Source organism: Methylovulum psychrotolerans (assembly GCF_002923755.1).
GTDB classification, from domain to species: domain Bacteria; phylum Pseudomonadota; class Gammaproteobacteria; order Methylococcales; family Methylomonadaceae; genus Methylovulum; species Methylovulum psychrotolerans.
In genome coordinates this window covers 1-16,298 of the sequence record NZ_PGFZ01000013.1, presented here as the reverse complement: position 1 = coordinate 16,298, position 16,298 = coordinate 1, and the positions used below count along the sequence as shown (strand labels likewise).

16 protein-coding genes are annotated in these 16,298 nt (G+C 53.0%); 12 read left to right on the top strand and 4 right to left on the bottom strand.

The genetic code is table 11. The annotated features are described in order from the left end of the window. The first annotated feature begins 13 nt into the window (after positions 1-13). The 5 genes from AADEFJLK_RS19855 to AADEFJLK_RS19835 all read left to right on the top strand — a co-directional run bounded on the left by AADEFJLK_RS19855 (position 14) and on the right by AADEFJLK_RS19835 (position 3,988). Positions 14-1,747 carry an ATP-binding protein gene (locus AADEFJLK_RS19855; protein ID WP_103975497.1) on the top strand — a complete coding sequence of 578 codons (1,734 nt, stop codon included), beginning with the start codon at positions 14-16 and terminating at the stop codon, positions 1,745-1,747. A gap of 20 nt (positions 1,748-1,767) precedes the next feature. After that, on the top strand, positions 1,768-2,082 hold the full coding sequence (locus AADEFJLK_RS19850) for a rhodanese-like domain-containing protein (RefSeq protein WP_251827730.1): 315 nt from the start codon (positions 1,768-1,770) through the stop codon (positions 2,080-2,082). Next, positions 2,082-2,534 carry an ankyrin repeat domain-containing protein gene (locus AADEFJLK_RS19845; RefSeq protein ID WP_103975496.1) on the top strand — a complete coding sequence of 151 codons (453 nt, stop codon included), beginning with the start codon at positions 2,082-2,084 and terminating at the stop codon, positions 2,532-2,534. Before AADEFJLK_RS19850 ends, AADEFJLK_RS19845 begins: the two co-directional genes overlap by 1 nt. Before the next feature lies 1 nt (position 2,535). Then, positions 2,536-3,267 (top strand): dinitrogenase iron-molybdenum cofactor biosynthesis protein, encoded by a 732-nt coding sequence (locus AADEFJLK_RS19840; RefSeq protein ID WP_088618610.1) that lies wholly within the window; start codon positions 2,536-2,538, stop codon positions 3,265-3,267. A 391-nt stretch (positions 3,268-3,658) separates the two neighbouring features. Further along, complete coding sequence (locus AADEFJLK_RS19835) at positions 3,659-3,988, top strand: cupin domain-containing protein (protein ID WP_103975495.1); 330 nt, start codon at positions 3,659-3,661, stop codon at positions 3,986-3,988. A 316-nt stretch (positions 3,989-4,304) separates the two neighbouring features. Here AADEFJLK_RS19835 and AADEFJLK_RS19830 read toward each other — a convergent pair whose 3' ends face one another. After that, positions 4,305-6,623, bottom strand: coding sequence for a 2OG-Fe(II) oxygenase (locus AADEFJLK_RS19830; protein WP_103975494.1), 2,319 nt, complete (start codon positions 6,621-6,623; stop codon positions 4,305-4,307). Between the two features lie 804 nt (positions 6,624-7,427). Here AADEFJLK_RS19830 and AADEFJLK_RS19820 point away from each other — a divergent pair. Further along, the gene (locus AADEFJLK_RS19820; RefSeq protein WP_103975493.1) at positions 7,428-8,636 is read left to right on the top strand and encodes a transposase; all 1,209 of its coding nucleotides are present in this window, start codon (positions 7,428-7,430) and stop codon (positions 8,634-8,636) included. Here AADEFJLK_RS19820 and AADEFJLK_RS19815 read toward each other — a convergent pair. From AADEFJLK_RS19815 to AADEFJLK_RS24145, 3 genes are all read right to left on the bottom strand, one after another. Further along, positions 8,612-8,920, bottom strand: coding sequence for a hypothetical protein (locus tag AADEFJLK_RS19815; protein WP_103975492.1), 309 nt, complete (start codon positions 8,918-8,920; stop codon positions 8,612-8,614). The genes AADEFJLK_RS19820 and AADEFJLK_RS19815 overlap by 25 nt on opposite strands. Continuing rightward, a complete protein-coding gene (locus AADEFJLK_RS19810; RefSeq protein WP_103975491.1) occupies positions 8,886-9,248 on the bottom strand; it encodes a hypothetical protein in 363 nt (120 codons plus the stop codon). Before AADEFJLK_RS19810 ends, AADEFJLK_RS19815 begins: the two co-directional genes overlap by 35 nt. 281 nt (positions 9,249-9,529) lie before the next feature. Continuing rightward, positions 9,530-9,775 carry a hypothetical protein gene (locus tag AADEFJLK_RS24145; RefSeq protein WP_146054679.1) on the bottom strand — a complete coding sequence of 82 codons (246 nt, stop codon included), beginning with the start codon at positions 9,773-9,775 and terminating at the stop codon, positions 9,530-9,532. A gap of 219 nt (positions 9,776-9,994) precedes the next feature. Between AADEFJLK_RS24145 and AADEFJLK_RS19805 the strand changes: the two genes are divergently transcribed. The 6 genes from AADEFJLK_RS19805 to AADEFJLK_RS19780 are packed head-to-tail and all read left to right on the top strand — an operon-like array spanning position 9,995 to position 16,028. Next, complete coding sequence (locus AADEFJLK_RS19805) at positions 9,995-11,176, top strand: glycosyltransferase family 2 protein (protein ID WP_103975490.1); 1,182 nt, start codon at positions 9,995-9,997, stop codon at positions 11,174-11,176. Next, entirely contained in the window at positions 11,173-12,138 is a 966-nt protein-coding gene (locus AADEFJLK_RS19800; protein ID WP_103975489.1) for a glycosyltransferase family 2 protein, read from the top strand. The genes AADEFJLK_RS19805 and AADEFJLK_RS19800 overlap by 4 nt, the downstream gene beginning before the upstream one ends. A 5-nt stretch (positions 12,139-12,143) precedes the next feature. Beyond that, positions 12,144-12,653 carry a serine O-acetyltransferase gene (locus AADEFJLK_RS19795; protein WP_103975488.1) on the top strand — a complete coding sequence of 170 codons (510 nt, stop codon included), beginning with the start codon at positions 12,144-12,146 and terminating at the stop codon, positions 12,651-12,653. Positions 12,654-12,657: 4 nt separating this feature from the next. Further along, positions 12,658-13,866, top strand: a complete 1,209-nt coding sequence (locus AADEFJLK_RS19790) for a WecB/TagA/CpsF family glycosyltransferase (protein ID WP_103975487.1) — start codon at positions 12,658-12,660, stop codon at positions 13,864-13,866. Positions 13,867-13,869: 3 nt separating this feature from the next. Further along, a complete protein-coding gene (locus tag AADEFJLK_RS19785; RefSeq protein ID WP_103975486.1) occupies positions 13,870-14,592 on the top strand; it encodes a sugar transferase in 723 nt (240 codons plus the stop codon). Next, positions 14,592-16,028, top strand: coding sequence for a sugar phosphate nucleotidyltransferase (locus AADEFJLK_RS19780; RefSeq protein ID WP_103975485.1), 1,437 nt, complete (start codon positions 14,592-14,594; stop codon positions 16,026-16,028). Before AADEFJLK_RS19785 ends, AADEFJLK_RS19780 begins: the two co-directional genes overlap by 1 nt. Positions 16,029-16,298: the final 270 nt, after the last annotated feature.

Sequence of the window (16,298 nt, the reverse complement as noted above, 5' to 3'; positions counted from 1 at the left end):
TTATGGAGTAGCCATGAAACTGCAAATAGAACGCAAATATGTAGAAGCGATGGTGGATGAGTTTCCGGGCTTGGCGGCGTTAAAAGAGCAATTGCGGTTTGGCAATAAGGCCGAAATTCCCTTCAAGCAACTTTCCGACAATGAGCTGAATTATTTGCAAGTGTTGTACCAGCAAGAGGGTGTGGCGATGCAAGGCCATGTCGCGCAATTGTCGACGCTACAAAAAGCGATGAACGACGATATTGTGACGTTTACCGAAGATGATCTGGAAATGTTGCTGCCCGCCATTGCCCATTATCTTATCCATAATGCCCTGCGCGGCTGGTTGTTTCAAGCCAATGTCGCGGGCAAGCCGATGGCTTATCTGGTCACCCGCTTGGATTACACGCCGTCCGGCGAGGAAGAGACCGGACGTGTGACACTGGAATTAAAGGCCAATGCCAAAGGCAAGGTGGCCATTTCCACCGTCACCATTCGCGCCCGTGATATTGCCAATAAAACCATTACGGAAATTTTCTTGGCCAAGGGCTATATCAAGGAAACGCCGGAATTGATCAGCAGCTATGATGAAGCCGCCGAACGTTATTTTACTTGGTGCGGCCAATCCGGCGACCAATTTCTCGGTAAAGGCACGGGCTTTTACGCCGAAGACCCTACCGCCACGCACCGTAACACCGATTGGGCGCGTAAGGATGTGGTGGTGCTGTCCACCGAAGGCGGTAATGCCCGGCTGGTCTGCGATGAAAGCATCCTGAGCGAACGGGCGTTAACCACCGATGCTAAAGGCGATATTTTGGCGAAATATTTGCGCAAAGCCGCCAAAAGCACCCGCTATAACGGCAAGGTCGAAAATGCCGTGGAAGCCACCCAAGCGGAAATCCCCAAAGGCCTGTTCACCGATTTGCCCGTACACGGCTATTTATTGATGTTCCATCTGGAACTGCATCATCATTTATGGGTGCATGTCAACGATATAGAGCCTTACCGCTATCAGCCGGAACTTAAGCAAAAGCTGATTTTGCGTGAAGAACAAATTGATCTGATTGATATTTTGACCGCTGAAATGGATGTGTTAATGGATGATATTGTCGCGGGTAAATCCGGTGGCACGACCGTGTTATGCGCAGGCCCCGCTGGAGTCGGTAAAACCCTGACTGCTGAAGTCTATTCCGAAATTATCAAACGGCCTTTATACCGGGTGCATTCCGGGCAATTGGGGTTAAGCGTCGCGGAAATGGAAAAAGCCCTGAAAGAGGTGCTGACCCGTGCGCAACGTTGGGGTGCGGTGATGCTGATTGATGAAGCCGATGTTTATATCAAACGCCGTGACAACAATATCGCCATGAATGCTGTGGTTGGGGTGTTCTTGCGGGTGTTGGAATATTTCAATGGCCTGCTGTTTTTGACCACCAACCGCGTCGATGATATTGACGAGGCTATCGTCTCGCGCTGTATCGCCCTGATTAAGTATTACCCGCCGGATACTGAAGCCCGGCGGAAAATTTGGCAAGTGATGGCTGCCCAGTTTGAGCTGAATATCGATGCCGCCCTGATCGGCCAACTTGCCGATAACTTCCCGCAGGCGACAGGCCGCGACATCAAAGGTCTTGCCAAATTAGTGGCGAAGTTTTGCCAACATAAAAACGTCCCGCCGACGTTGGATGTCTTTACCCGTTGCTCCATATTTCGGGGTATGGATTTAGATCAGCCCGCTAATGGGGGACTGTCTCCAGCCGCCCTGCCGTAAATTTTAAGAGGGAAAGCCCAATGGCTATTAAGTATAAAAAAATTTCTGTTGCCGAAGCAAAAACGTTGATCCAAGCTGCCGCCCCGATGATTCTGGACTGCCGGGACACCAAGGACTATAAGGCCGGACATATTGATGACGCGCTGCATGTCCATGAGGGCCTGAAAGAGTCCTTAATCAAACGCGGCGATAAACAACGTGACCTATTGATTTATTGCTATTACGGCCATGCCAGTGAGCATCTTGCCGAATTCTTTAGCGATTTCGGTTTCAAGGCCGTCTATAGCCTGGATGGTGGCTATGCCAGTTGGCGGGAAGCCCTTCAGGCGGCCTGATGAAAACGGAAGTATGGGCTTGGCTGCAAGACAATTATTTTTCAATCGCCCAACCTACGGCACAAAACAGTGCAGGCCTGTATCCGCTAATCTTGGCCTGCCAGCAAGGCCGTAGTGATGTTGTCAGGTTTTTACTGGCCGAACAGGCCGACCTGAGTGTCGTCGATGATTATGGCAATAACGCCTTATGGGCGGCCTGTTATGCCAAAAACGGTGAGTGTATCGCAGCTTTGCTACAGGCAGGTATTGACCCGGATTACCAAAGCCCGGCCTCAGGTGCGACTGCCCTGATGTTTGCCGCCTCCAGTGGCCGGGAAGCGGTGGTCGAACAGCTTATTCAGGGCGGGGCTGATCCGACCCTGAAAAACCATGATGATTTTACTGCGGTGGACTTAGCGTCAACCCGAAAAATCCTCAAATTCTTATCCCCGCTTGTTAAACCAGGAGCTTGAAATGGACGCATTACCCCGTGAACTGGCTTTACGCATCGCTTTGGCATCACGCATCTTACCCGGCATCGATATACCTAAATTACTGGGCATACTGCATGAACGGGTCGGTTCGCCGTTAACTGACGAAAAGCTCAAATCCATCACCGTCACTAACCTAAAAACAGGCTTGGGCAGTTTAGATGGCGAAGAAGACGGCGAAGACATCGGCATCGGTCTGGCCAATATCAAATTGGCGGTACGCTATTTGTGGGGTGATGAAGACCAAGACGAAGATTTGCCGGAAATTATGCCCTACCAAGACGGCGACCTGCCCGAATCGATCCGGGTCGCCATCGGCTCGAACAGCGGTGCGTTAATTAACGGCCATTTTGGCTCGTGCATCCGTTTCCTGGTCTACCAATTATCGGCCACCGATTACCGTTTAGTGGACATCCGCTCGACCATCGAAGCCGACAGTGCCGAAGACCGTAACTTGTTCCGCGCCCAATTGATTAAAGATTGCCATGTCTTATTCGTGCAGTCTATCGGTGGGCCAGCGGCGGCAAAAGTAATCCGCGCCGATATTTATCCGATTAAAGTGCCGGATGTCACCGAAGCGGTGGCGCAATTGCAGGAATTCCAAGCCGTTTTTGCCGCTCCGCCACCTTGGTTTGCCAAAGCCCTGGGACGGTCTGCCGAAGACAGCGTCCGTTTCAGCCATGATGCAGCAGCAGAGCAGTCGGCAGTCGGTTAAGGCAACGAAAGCATAATATAGCCTGGGCGGGCTGATACTGCCGTCCAGATTTTAAGCTGGCTTAGCCGATAATAGCATATTGTCAAACAGACGGATAAACTGAATGGTACTTTCGCTGCGAGACAGGAGTCGAGTAGTCCCCAGAAGCGATAGTGCCTGAGTTTTCACGAAGCGAAGCGGAAGTGAAAATGCAGGCTATACGAAATCGCGTCGAGTCATTGGAGAGCATGTGAGCCACCCCTTGTTGGGTGGCGAGCGAGTGACCAGGACGGCTGGGGCAGCCGAAGGCATAAGCGGTCGCGTGATTTTTGCTGATTGACCGGCAAGGATGCCGAAGCAATCTTTCGCAAAAATAGCGACTCCCCTTAAACCTCTAGCTAACGTCCCGCCTATGAGCCAAGCCAATATTTTTGCCGACATTCCCAAGCAATTGCCAGAAGAGCTTTTCACGACCTTGTTCAAAAACCCGCACGTCCATATCGAGCGCATTGTCTCGCAAGGCCATGCCAGTGCCGAGGGTTTCTGGTATGACCAGCCTTGGGATGAATGGGTGTTAGTCCTACAAGGCCAAGCCCGGCTCGCTTATGAAGGACAAGCCGACAGCCTATTAAATGCGGGCGATTATGCGCTGATTACTGCCCATACCAAACATCGGGTGGCGTGGACGGCGGCGGGGGAAGCTACGGTATGGCTAGCTGTACATAGCTGTCCGCCAGACTAAAGTGGCCTGCAAAGACCTTCAATTTTTGTCGATGCCTTATAGGTGAGTGTCCAAGTCTTAAAGCATAGTGGCAACCTATAAAATAGCTAAAAACCATTTTATGCCAAATTGGCTTTTCGTTGTTTTTAGCTTAGGAACGCGCACGAAATAAAATCCGTTGTAGAGACGAAGAGCCGTTCCCTGAGCGAAGCCGAAGGGAGCGGCTCTTCGGCTTCGCCCAAAGACCTAGAGCTGGGATCCCGTGCAATAGAACGCCTACTTAATTTTATGCACGTTCCTTAGCATTTGGAAACCTGCAATTCCCATCCTGCAAAAATTATAGCGGCACAGATAACGTCTGCAAAGTCTCTAAATCTTGTTGGCGTTGTGTTACCCTGCGCTGGTAACTGGCTTGGTTCTTGGTGCAAATCAACGTGTAAGGCCGGCCATCTTTTCCGGTCTGTAAGTTGACATCGCAATGGTTGCTTTTGACGGTGTCTGCGATATGTTGGCGGCGATTTTCGGCAGCTTTAAAACGCCATTTCGCTTCGCTGGGGTCGTCAAGAAACAGGCTCAGTCCTATACAGTCTGCACAGACGCAATTAAGCTGGCTAGGTCTGCGCCAATCGGCAGGCGGCGTCAGGTCTTCGGCGACCCGCGCTTGTAGGTAAGCAATGACTTCATCGCGCAAGCGGACAATAGCGGGCAAGCCGGCGGTTGCCGCCGTGGCGGTCAGGTTTAAGGCGGCGGGTATCAACAAGCCGTCCATTTTGTAAAGCTCAGGCCATGCCAACAGATAATCAAGCAGTTTTTCTGCCAGCACCGTCTCTATGGCACTAAACCCTGTCAACAAATCGGCGACCAAGCTCTCATTAACCGTGATTCTGGCATATTGCCAAGGTGGCAAATGGGCAAACCGCGCTATATCGCCGGGTAAAGCTTGTAGTAGAATGTTTGCCGCCGGGCTAAGGTCACCCGCCTGATCGGGGTAGGCTTGGGAAAAATTAAGCAGTAAAGCGGCACAGGCTTCTAAGGCATGATGCTCGGCACTGGTGCTGATGGCACGGGTTAGGCCGTCGACAACGTCAGGCCAAGGTAACAGGCGGGCAATTTGCACGAGGCTGGCGCAATAAGCACGGTGGTAAACGCCCAAGCTGGCAAATTCTAGCCAAAATTGGCGGCTGTGTCCGCTATCTTGCAAACAGTATAGGCATTCTAAAAAGGCAGTTAGGTTGGCATCATTGTATCGGCTGTGTTCACCCAATGTGCCTGGTATCCAGTCGCGTAATATATAACCCGCTAAGCGGTGGGCATCTTGCCAAATAATGGTGTTGGTGTCTAGCCTACCTGCCGCCGGAAGCGTCTGGCAAAACTCTTGTAATATCGGCACAGCCCCACATAGGCCAACTTGGTTAACCACAGCCAAATAACGGCTATGCGGCCAGATCACCAAAGCCCCACAATGGTAAGTCCGCTCAAAAGAAGCTCCAGCATTGCCGGTCGCTTCTTCAAATTGCACTTCGTCCGGTTCTATATCCGCAAAGGCATCGGGCGGGCAGCATTCGTATTCGGCAAAAGGCATTTGCGGTAAGGGCGGCTCGCTACCGTCAAGCCGCCGCCAATGGCCAAGGGTTTCCGTACTATCTTCGACTTCGCCCGGTTCCAAGTCATAGTCACGCCGATAGCGGTCATAACCGCCATATTCGGCTGTACCGCTCTCTTCTATGGAAGCTAAAGCCAGATAAATATCGCAGTCGGCTTGTCCGGCAGCGGCGACCAATACCTCGGCAATCGCAGCATCGCCATTCTTTAGGGCAGCAAAGCTCAGTTCCGCTGGTGTGTAGGCATGTTCCAGCAGATACAGCAGCTTGTCGGGTAGGGGGGCTTCGGTATAAGTATCATCATCGTCATACGGTTTTGGCTGTTCATCAGCCAATTGCTCCGCCCATTGGCGCAATAATACTGCCACTTTGTGTTGCTCTTGGCGATAATCGGGCGGGGTCGGCAGCGGCAATTTTTTATTGGTACGCACCAAATTATAAATTAAGGTCAGGCGGCAACCCTCAGTGATGGGCAATATTTCATGCTGGCAATCGGCATAAAATGCCGCAAAAGCCATTTCGGACGGGTCGGTGCAACGTAAATCAAGCTTGACTTCTTCTTGCTGATGCCTCACCACCAATTCGCCGCCGCTATAAGCCGAAGGTAAGACGATCACCAAGGTGGCGAACATCCCCGGCGCTTTTTCGGTATCCCGATGGCTGATAAAAAAACTGCCCGTATCATAAACCAGCAGTTTATAAAGTTCCGCCACCACGCCATCGTCCACCCCCAAACCTTGTGCGGCACGGCTGACGATGCTGTTCAGCGTGGCTTGCCAATGCTTGCCGCCCAAACTGATGCGGACGGCATCAATTTGCCAAGTACGGCGCACTTGTGTATCGACCAAGGTTTCTTGCCCCCGCCCATAAGGCGCCCGTTCGGCGGCGGCCACCAACGGTTCCACTTGAGCCGGCAATAACGGCAAAGCCACCCGCCCTACGCCCTCGACTTCAATCAGCGGCGGAAAGGTTTCGATAATGCCCGTCGTGTAATAATTGCCGGGGCAATCGACACCTTGCAGGAGTTGGAAAAGTTGTTCGGTTATTGGGGGCATAAATGGGCTTATCTGGTAATGTTATCGGGTTGCTGCTTTAAATAAGGAAAGCTTTGTCTTCAAATAAAGCCTAGGCGAGGGGTATATTACTACATAATAGGCACTTTTTAAGCCTCTAAATAAAATCTGCTGATTGTACGGTATTATGGGGAGGCTCGAACTCCCTGCAAGGAGGCGGAAACCAGTAGGTTTTCCAACCAGTTGTCGTGGTATGAAAAGCCGTTTAGCCTCTCCGCCGGACTCTTTTTACCCAAGTGCTTCCTTACCGTCATCGGGTTTGACGGCGCAAAGTTGTAAATGAGCGCCCAGCCCCGGATGTTGAGTTCCGCCGTGGCGCGCCCGCCATGGAAGTATTGGGTGCCGAAAAGGTGCCTGTCCATCCGCTGCATGACCCGGTCAAGCAGTTGCTGGTCCTGTGGCACCCCGGATGGCCGTAGGCGGCGGAGTAGCGCCGACGGTTTTCCCCCAGTTTCCTGATGGGGCCGGTAATGGCTGTCGGCAAGTCCGGCCGCGCCGCGCACCATTCCACCAGCCTTCTGACCCGTTGGCTGAAGGCGGCCTGCTGGCCGCCCGGTAGCAGTTCCACAGCTTGGTGGCGGCCTCAAGGAACAATGCGCCATATTTCAGCTTGGCGCGGTCGCGCATCTTGATGAAGATATGGAGGAAGCAGCACAGCACCAAGATGCCGGGGAACAGGGCGGCCCAGGCGTTCCTTACAAGTGTAGGTTTTTAAAAAGTGACGGGGCAAAGCGTTGAGAGTAAATTGATGAGTGTCATCAACATCCGTTTACCGAAGGTGCCGCCATGCCCCGCCATCCAGAACTATACCAATGGATCGACACGATTGCCATGCATTTTCCGTCCCTCAGCAAGCCACAGGCATTGGGCTTGGCGTTGTGGAGTTTTGGCATGGCCGTCGCGCGTTCATGCAGCCTGACCGCCGTGGCCGACGTGTTGTCGCCGCTGCTGGGGAAAAAGTACAACACGCTGCGTGAAAGGTTGCGTGACACCTATCGGGAAGCGGGCGCGAAATCGGGGCGGCGGCGTGCCGACCTTTGCGTCACCGAGTGTTGGGCGCCGTGGCTGGCCTGGGTGTTGGACGGCTGGGCAGGCCGCCAGCTCGCCATCGCCATGGATGCGACGAGCCTGGGGGATCGGTTCACCGTGCTGGCCATCAGTGTCGTGTACCGTGGCTGTGCAGTGCCGATCGCCTGGAAGGTGCTGAAAGCCACGGAGAAACACGCCTGGAAACCGGAATGGCTGGCGTTGTTGGGGCGTTTCCGGGGACTGTTGCCGGAGGGCTGGACGGTCATCGTGCTGGCCGACCGGGGCTTATACGCGAAATGGCTGTTCGGGGCCATCGTGGAACTGAAATGGCATCCGTTCCTGCGCGTCAATGTCCAAGGTTCGTTCCGTCCCGAAGGCTGGTGCCGCTGGCATCCCTTTTGCAGTTTGGTGCCTGCGGAAGGCCGCCGTTGGCAGGGGCGCGGCACCGCGTTCAGCGGCAAAAAGACACAGTTGCCCTGCACATTGTTGGGCTGTTGGGGCGAAGGGCACAACGGCCCGTGGCTGGTGCTGACCGATCTGGCGCCCGAATGCGCCGACGCCTGCTGGTACGGTTTGAGGGCATGGATAGAACAGGGCTTCAAGCACAGCAAGCGGGGCGGTTGGCAATGGCAACATACGCGCATGGATGATCCGGCGCGGGCGGAGCGGCTGTGGATGGCCATTGCCATCGCCACCTGGTGGCTGCTTTCCGTCGGTGGCGAAGCCGAGGCCGGAGCCGACACGCCGTTGGACATCAAGGAACCATCAGTGCCGGGTGCGGCACGGCGACAAGGGAAGCGCTGGCGGATGGTCGGCATTTTCCAACACGGTTGGTCTTTGATTGTCGCCGCCTTGCTGAACCACCAACCCCTGCCCGTCAAACCGGGGCGGCCTGAGGCATGGCCCGGTTTGACGGAAATCAACGGCGTGACTTTGGCTGTTTACGCAGAAGGGGGTGGAGGGTAAGAAAACCTACACTTGTAAGCCCAGGCGTTCTGGGTGGCCGCCCACCCGTCCGTGTTGACGGTTTCGGGGCGGTAACCGGGTTTGGCGGCCTTGGCCTCTTCGGCAAACACGCCATAAGCTTTGGTCAGGGCTTCCGTGCCCGCGTTTTCGGCCACCGCGACCCCCAAAACGCATTCCTTGGCCACGGTGGTGGCGACATAGCACTTCCCCCCGCCCAAACGGGTGTGCTTCTCGTCGGCAAGCACATGCTTAGGTAATGCGCCCGCAAGTGTGGGCCAACGCATGGAAGGGGACACCGTACTTGCGCAAATACAGGCCCTTTTCGGCGTCAGCGGCGAACCCGCCCATATAGGGCATGGCGAACGACAGGCGGATGCTGTAGTCCGTGCCACTAACCGTTATCCGCCGGATAGCGATACCCAGTTTCTTTGAACGGCGGATGTCCTTCATGGTATAGCCCAGCCCCATCCCCTCAGGGAACAGTTCAGGGTGGGTGACCCATTGGCCGTCAACATACTCCCTGAATGTCTTGGGGGCTTTTATTAGGCCGTCATAGCGGTTTTTCTCGAACGGAAGGCAAATCGTATGGTTTTTCCGTGGCTTGGTTTTCATGGCACACCCCCAACGCTTTGGGGCTGAAATTACTCCTCTTGGGCAATAAAATCAACAAAATGCCCGATTTATACGCACCCCATAATCCGGTACAATCAGAGACTGCCCTTTGAATTTGGTCGGGGGGACTGAGTCGCCATCACTTTGTGGTCAAATGGGCGCTTGTTGCGGACTGCGTATATAATCAGCAAGACCTGCAATATCCGTATTTTTGCCCGCAGCAATTAAAAATTTAGTATAATCTAAATATATACTGCTTTGCAAAAGTAGATAATTGTCCGTCAAGTTATTAAATAAAAAGACAATGTTTCTTTCAAATGGAGAACTGTTATTTTGACGGTTGTTCCTTTATCCCAAGATCTTATAGATGCAAGGCTTCCGATAATTGCCATAAATAGGTAAATTTTGTCTTCTGTCCTAGAAGAATGGGGCGCATGATTGATAATAGTTACGACAAGCGTAACGGCGTGGAGGATAATGCTTTTGTGATAGCCTGTATTACGGTCAACAGTTAATGTTTCAGGCATTACCGCCTTCCTGTGCGATAAGCGTAAAACACTTAGTTACAAAAGCGTATATTAAAAATAATAATAAAATCAATAAAACAGGTAGGCTTTATGCCTAGTTTAGGTGCGGCGTACCCATTAGGAATGTGGCAAAGCGCGGGGGCAGAGCAAACCCGTTAAATGGCATAAGCAACACCTGTTTATTGGCTATCAAATCCACTCAAGGCTTACTGAGGTTTTATGATCCAGGCATTACTTTCACTGTCGGCATGGCTCCTGTTCCTTTTAACATTACCCGGTACACTGGAGCTGTTGGTCTTAACGGGTGCCGCTATTGGGCATAGGCTCCGACCGCAAAGCCTTTTTGAGTCTCCTGCGGAGTTGCCGCGTCTGGCTGTGGTCATGCCGGCCCACAACGAAGCTGACGGTATTAGTGCGTGTATCGCCAATCTGAATGCCAGCCTTCAATACGCCCCCGGTTGCCAACTGATCGTCATTGCCGATAATTGCCAAGACGACACCGCCACGCTTGCCGCCTCAGCAGGTGCAAGAGTACTGGTACGGCATAATGAGACGGAACGCGGTAAGGGCTACGCTCTCGATTATGCGTTTAAAACCTTATTAGCGGAAAACTTTGCCGGCTTTATTGTGGTTGATGCCGACAGCCGAGTCGACAGCGGTTTTGTCAGCAGCTTTCAACTCGCTTTTGCCCAAGGCAAGCAAGCCCTACAATGCCGTTACCGTATCGCCAATCCCCAAGCCTCACGCCGCGCCCGCCTGCAATATATCGCGTGGTTGGCATTTAATGAATTACGGTTGGTAGGCCGCGAAAAGCTGGCCGTTTCGGTCGGGATTTTAGGTAACGGTTTTGCCCTTAGCCGTACTGTGCTCGAAGCCGTGCCTTATGAAGCGGGTTCTATAGCGGAAGATATGGAATATCACTTGCGCCTTGTCGACGCGGGTTTTCAGGTGCGATTTCTTGAGGCCGTGACGGTATTGTCCGATGCGCCTAACCAAGGCGCAAACGCCGCCGTGCAGCGTAGCCGTTGGGAAGGCGGACGCTTCCGGCTCATGGCAGAACATATCCCCCGCTTATTTATGGCGGTGTTACAAGGCAAATGGCGTTTGTTGGAACCGTTGGCGGAATTGTTGTTGTTACCGCTGGCTTTTCATGTGCTGTTGTTGGTGGCGGCTTTATTGCTGCCGCTGCCTATTGTGCAGTATTATGCCTTGGCTGGGTTACTACTGGTTGTTGGGCATGTACTGCTGGCAATCCGATGCGGCGGTGGCGGTTTTGCGGAAATTAAAGCCTTGGCGACAGTGCCGTTTTATATTTTTTGGAAACTGACCTTAATGCCAAAATTGTGGCGTAATGCCCGGCGCAACGCCCAATGGCAACGGACGGATAGGGAGGGTTTATGAGCGAATTATCGGTGCTTATCGTCACTTACAACAGTGCGCCGTTGTTACGGTCGTGCTTAGACAGCCTAATGGCGCAAACGTTAGCCGATTTTGACATTATCGTCGTCGATAACGCCTCACGGGACGGTACGGCGGATATTGTCCGCAGCGACTATCCGCAGATCTGCTTGCTTGCTAATGACACCAATTTAGGCTTTGGCAACGCCAACAACCTGGCATTAGCGCAAGCGCAAGGCCGCTATTTGGTGCTGCTCAACCCCGATGCGGTATTGCCGCCCGATACCCTGGCAAAGGCTCTGCAACATATCGAAGCAACCGCTGATGCGGGCATGGGCGGTGGGTTATTGCAAGGTACGCAGGGCGAATGGCAACCGTCGGCACGGCAATTTCCGTCTTTATTGAATGATGGCCTGACCCTGTCCGGTTTGGCAAACCGTTATCCGGGCTCGCGTTTTTTCGGCAAATTCGACCGCTCTTGGGCCGACCCGTTGCAAGCCGCCGATGTGGATTGGGTGCCTGGGGCGTTTGCGATTATACCGCGTAGCTTGGTGGCTCAAATCGGTCTGTTCGATCCGCATTTTTTCCTTTATTATGAAGAAGTTGACTTGTGTCAGCGCATCCGTAAAGCGGGTTTTAAAGTCTACTACTGGCCGGATTTGCTGATTACCCATGTTGGCGGTGCATCGTCGGAAACTGTTGATGAACTGGTGTTTTCCAGTGCCGGCAAACAATTAACCTTATGGCGTATGCGTAGCCAACTGCTTTATTACCGTAAATGGCATGGCTGGGTTTATAGCTGGCTTGCCAAAAGTCTGGAACAAAGTTGGCATCGGCTGCGGGCTTGGCGCAATGCCCGCCGCGCCCCCGAAAAAGCCGCCGAATCCCGGCATATTGTGCAACTATGGGCGCAAGCTTGGGCAGAAACCCAAGGCGGTTTGGTGTCCCCCCCCCAACCTTGGTGAAGCGTATGTTTGAACTGATTAGAGAAGATTGGCGGGCTTATGAGGGTGACATTTGCCGCCAAGGCCTATGGGTGATGGTGGTCTACCGTTTTGGCCGCTGGCGTTATAACATCCGACAACGTTGGCTGCGCTTGCCGTTTTCCTTGTTGTACCGTCTTTTAAAATTAGCGTCGCAAATTCTGACGGGCATTGATTTGCCCTGTGAAACCCAAGTCGGACGGCGTTTGGTCATTGAGCATTTTGGCGGCATTATCATCAGCGGCGACACCGTCATCGGTGATGATGTGGTGATCCGCAACGGCGTGACCATCGGCCTGAAACACACTGGGATAGCTGGGGCACCGGTGATCGGCAACCGTGTCGACATCGGCACAGGCGCGAAAATATTGGGCGCAATCCGCATCGGCGACGATGTCGCCATCGGTGCGAATGCCGTGGTGCTGAAGGATGTGCCTGCCAACTCGTTGGCGGTGGGGGTTCCCGCCGTGATTAAGCCGCGCAAACTTCAGGAATAAGGCCATGACCCGTTTATTCGATGTGCTGGTCAGTGGTGTGTTGCTGCTGTTGCTATCGCCTTTTTTGTTTTACCGTGTCGTGGCCGGGCAGATAAGTACGCATCAGGTCTTTATCCGTATGCCGCAACTGGGTTATCGGCAACGCCCGTTTAACCGCCTCAGTTTCGCTGGTGCCGCCAGTGGCAAAAATTTAGCGGTGCTGATCAATGTGTTGGCAGGTGATTTGGCTTGGGCAGGAGTCCGCGCCTTATCGCCCGCCGAAGCCGAACAGTTAGGCGCTAAGGCCAGCGACCATTTTAATTTTCGGCCCGGTGTCCTGTCTGCCTACAGCCTTAAGCGGCAAGTGGGCTTGGCTTATGATGACGAATTTGCCACCGACCATGCGTTTTTCACTCATCTGTCGATTAAAAGCTATATTGGCTTGTGCTTGCGCGGACTCATTGCTTGGGTCTTAGAGGGTGATGCCGACCGGCCTACTCCGCCCTTGCTGCATTTTTGGGGGGTCGATATTCTCAATACTACCATGATCGAAGCCTTAGATTGGCTTGAGGCTTGCCTCGACAAGCCACACACTTCGCTGCTGGCTTTCGTCAATCCCGCTTGCCTGAATATCGCTTATACCCATGAAGACTACCGCCAAGTCCTGCAAAATGCCGAATGCGTGTTGCCGGACGGCATCGGCATTAAAATCGCCTGCCGTTTGCTGGGGCAGCACTTACGCGAAAATGTCAACGGCACGGATATGTTCCCGCGTTTGTGCGAACGCGCCGCTAAAGCAGGCTACAGCCTGTTTTTGTTGGGCGGTTTGCCGGGTATTGCCGAACAGGCGGCAACCGCCATGCAGCAACGCTTTCCTGGCTTAAAAATCGCCGGTGTCCAAGACGGTTTTTTTTCTGATGCGCAAGAACCGCAAGTGCTTGCCGCCATCAATGCCTCTGGGGCGGCCGTTTTGCTGGTCGGTTTTGGTGTACCTAAACAGGAGTTATGGTTGGCGCGTTACCGTGAGCAATTGCGGGTGCCTGTGTGTATGGGGGTGGGTGGCCTGTTCGACTATTATTCTGGGCGTATTCCCCGCGCCCCGGTTTGGATGCGCGAAATCGGCATCGAATGGACGTGGCGTTTGCTGCAAGAACCTGGACGTATGTGGCGGCGTTATTTGATCGGCAACCCTTTGTTTCTCTATCGTGTTTGGCGACAACGCCAACAAGGATGAACTATGAACGACGATGAATTGCAGCATGAATTGCTGCACCGCTATAGCCGTCTGCGGTATCTGAACAGCGGCATTTCTCCTCGGATGTTGCTTAAACGTTGGTTATGGCATGGCGTTATTAGCGGCACTTATTTTGTCAAGCGTCTGATCGACGTGCTGGCTTCGGTCATATTAATGATTTTACTGATACCGCTGTTTGCAGTGATTATGGCGTTGATTTACAAAAGCTCGCCGGGCCCGGTATTTTATAAGCAGACCCGCGTCGGACGTTGGGGCAAGTTGTTCACAATGTGGAAATTTCGCTCCATGTATCTTGATGCCGACCAACGCCTAAAAGAAATCAAGGCGCAAAATGAAATGGCCGGAGGGGTGCTGTTTAAAATGAAAAACGACCCGCGCATCTTTCCGGTCGGCAAATTCATCCGTAAGGCCTCAATAGACGAACTGCCGCAATTGTGGAATGTTTTTAAGGGTGACATGTCCCTCGTCGGCCCGCGTCCGGCTTTGCCGTCCGAAGTGAACAAATATTCCCTGCAAGACCGCCAACGTTTGGAAGTTATTCCAGGGATTACTTGTATCTGGCAAGTGTCGGGGCGTTCTAATATCCCCTTCCCGCAACAAGTTCAGTTGGATATACAATATATCCAATCGCAATCGGTGTGGCTGGATATCAAGCTATTGCTGAAAACCATTCCGGCGGTGCTGTTAAGCCGAGGAGCTTACTGATGGACGTTATTATTTTAGCGGACAGAAAAGGCCAAGAATTATTGCCGCTGACCGATAATACCTGTATCCCGTTATTGCCGTTGGCTGGCAAAAGCGTTTTGGAACATACCTTGGAAGCTTTAGTGCAAGCTGGCTTACGCCAAGCCCACATTGTGCTTTCGCCCCATGCCGAAGCCGTGAAAGATTTTTTTTGTACTGGCGAACGCTGGGGTATGGCGTTGACTTTTAGCACCAGCCGTGGCGAAGAGACTCCGCAGCAAGTGTTGGCAAGCTTAAGCATAGCACCTGAACCGCCATTTCTGCTCTTACGCGGCGACGTGGTGCGTAGCAGTATGGTCGGTGATTTTGTCGCGCAAGCACAAGTACTGGCCGCCCCTTGCGTACAGGCCCGCTGCGGCGGAGACAATGGTTTTATGTTGTTTTGCCGCGAACTGCGTCCTAACGTTTTAGCCAATGCCGACTGGACATTGGCCGAGGAAGCCATCCCTTCGGTTGACGTGGTGGGAGGTGTGGCCAAACTGGATTCCTTGGCTGGTTTCCATCAAGCGAATCTGGATGCCGCCGCAGGCCGTATCCCGCTGTTATTGCCCGGCTTGCAAACGGCTTTAGGCATGACGCAAGGCCGTAACAGCCAAGCTTACCCACAAAACATCAAACAGGGTATTGCCCTGATTGGCGCTTATTGTAGTTTGCATCCGTCTGTGGAATTGAGCGGTGAGGTCGTGATAGGCGATCATGTCATCATTGATCGCCGTGCCAGCATTGCCGATAGTGTTATCCTGCCGCATAGCTATGTCGGCGAATTGGTGGAAGTCCGTAACGCCATTGTGCGCGGTAATGAACTGATCCGCGTGGATAGCGGGGCGATACTTAAGATAACCGATACGTTTTTGCTGGCTGATTTGACCACCAATCCCCTGCACCAAGGCTTAGGCGATGCCTATAACCGTAGCGCAGGTGTGGCGATATTGGTGTTCAGTTTACCGTTGTGGCTATTGGCGGCGGTTTTGCTTACCAGACAGAAAAATCCCTCGCCCATCGCCCATCGCTTGCGCGGCAACAAAATTAAATTGGATGATTTTGGTTTGCCGCAACGGTCGGAATTTGTGGCATGGGAATTGCCGTTGGGTTTTCCGGTGTTGCGTTACCTGCCGCGTCTATGGGCGGTTATCAGCGGTGATTTGCGTCTAGTAGGGGCATTGCCTGTCAGTCTTGAAACCTCGGCGCAACGCACCGAAAATTGGGAGCAATTTGCTGACCAAGCCCCAGCCGGATTATTTGGTCCTACCCAATTGCTTATCCCCGCCGATGCGCCCGAAGAAGAAAAATTGCTCAGCGATTCGTTTTACTGGGCAAATTTCAGTATCCGGCAAGATTTCCGCTATCTGGCCCTAGCGTTACGCGGCCTGCTATCGGCCAAAGCATGGCGCGGCTAAGTCCTTAAGTGCACAAAAATAATCATCGGGGTCACGCAATATACTGGCGACTACTATACAATAGAAAGGCAGTGCTTACACTCGATCATCAAGTTTTTCATAAAGCCGCCAAATTTATGGCTGAAAATGGGTGGTAAAGCAGGTAAGCTAATCCGCGTTAAAAAATGACCGGATTGAACGCCATGCTACTGACCGAGTTTGCCCCCTTCATAGAAGATTTTGTCGCCGGTTTGGATGCGGGCTTGGCGGCGGATACGGGAAGCCGCCTGA

Excerpts from the sequence above, each read along its gene's own strand:
- AADEFJLK_RS19855 (WP_103975497.1), top strand. The coding sequence starts at position 14 with ATGAAACTGCAAATAGAACGCAAATATGTAGAAGCGATGGTGGATGAG.
- AADEFJLK_RS19850 (WP_251827730.1), top strand. The coding sequence starts at position 1,768 with ATGGCTATTAAGTATAAAAAAATTTCTGTTGCCGAAGCAAAAACGTTG.
- AADEFJLK_RS19845 (WP_103975496.1), top strand. The coding sequence starts at position 2,082 with ATGAAAACGGAAGTATGGGCTTGGCTGCAAGACAATTATTTTTCAATC.
- AADEFJLK_RS19840 (WP_088618610.1), top strand. The coding sequence starts at position 2,536 with ATGGACGCATTACCCCGTGAACTGGCTTTACGCATCGCTTTGGCATCA.
- AADEFJLK_RS19835 (WP_103975495.1), top strand. The coding sequence starts at position 3,659 with ATGAGCCAAGCCAATATTTTTGCCGACATTCCCAAGCAATTGCCAGAA.
- AADEFJLK_RS19830 (WP_103975494.1), bottom strand. The coding sequence starts at position 6,623 with ATGCCCCCAATAACCGAACAACTTTTCCAACTCCTGCAAGGTGTCGAT.
- AADEFJLK_RS19820 (WP_103975493.1), top strand. The coding sequence starts at position 7,428 with ATGCCCCGCCATCCAGAACTATACCAATGGATCGACACGATTGCCATG.
- AADEFJLK_RS19815 (WP_103975492.1), bottom strand. The coding sequence starts at position 8,920 with ATGCGTTGGCCCACACTTGCGGGCGCATTACCTAAGCATGTGCTTGCC.
- AADEFJLK_RS19810 (WP_103975491.1), bottom strand. The coding sequence starts at position 9,248 with ATGAAAACCAAGCCACGGAAAAACCATACGATTTGCCTTCCGTTCGAG.
- AADEFJLK_RS24145 (WP_146054679.1), bottom strand. The coding sequence starts at position 9,775 with ATGCCTGAAACATTAACTGTTGACCGTAATACAGGCTATCACAAAAGC.
- AADEFJLK_RS19805 (WP_103975490.1), top strand. The coding sequence starts at position 9,995 with ATGATCCAGGCATTACTTTCACTGTCGGCATGGCTCCTGTTCCTTTTA.
- AADEFJLK_RS19800 (WP_103975489.1), top strand. The coding sequence starts at position 11,173 with ATGAGCGAATTATCGGTGCTTATCGTCACTTACAACAGTGCGCCGTTG.
- AADEFJLK_RS19795 (WP_103975488.1), top strand. The coding sequence starts at position 12,144 with ATGTTTGAACTGATTAGAGAAGATTGGCGGGCTTATGAGGGTGACATT.
- AADEFJLK_RS19790 (WP_103975487.1), top strand. The coding sequence starts at position 12,658 with ATGACCCGTTTATTCGATGTGCTGGTCAGTGGTGTGTTGCTGCTGTTG.
- AADEFJLK_RS19785 (WP_103975486.1), top strand. The coding sequence starts at position 13,870 with ATGAACGACGATGAATTGCAGCATGAATTGCTGCACCGCTATAGCCGT.
- AADEFJLK_RS19780 (WP_103975485.1), top strand. The coding sequence starts at position 14,592 with ATGGACGTTATTATTTTAGCGGACAGAAAAGGCCAAGAATTATTGCCG.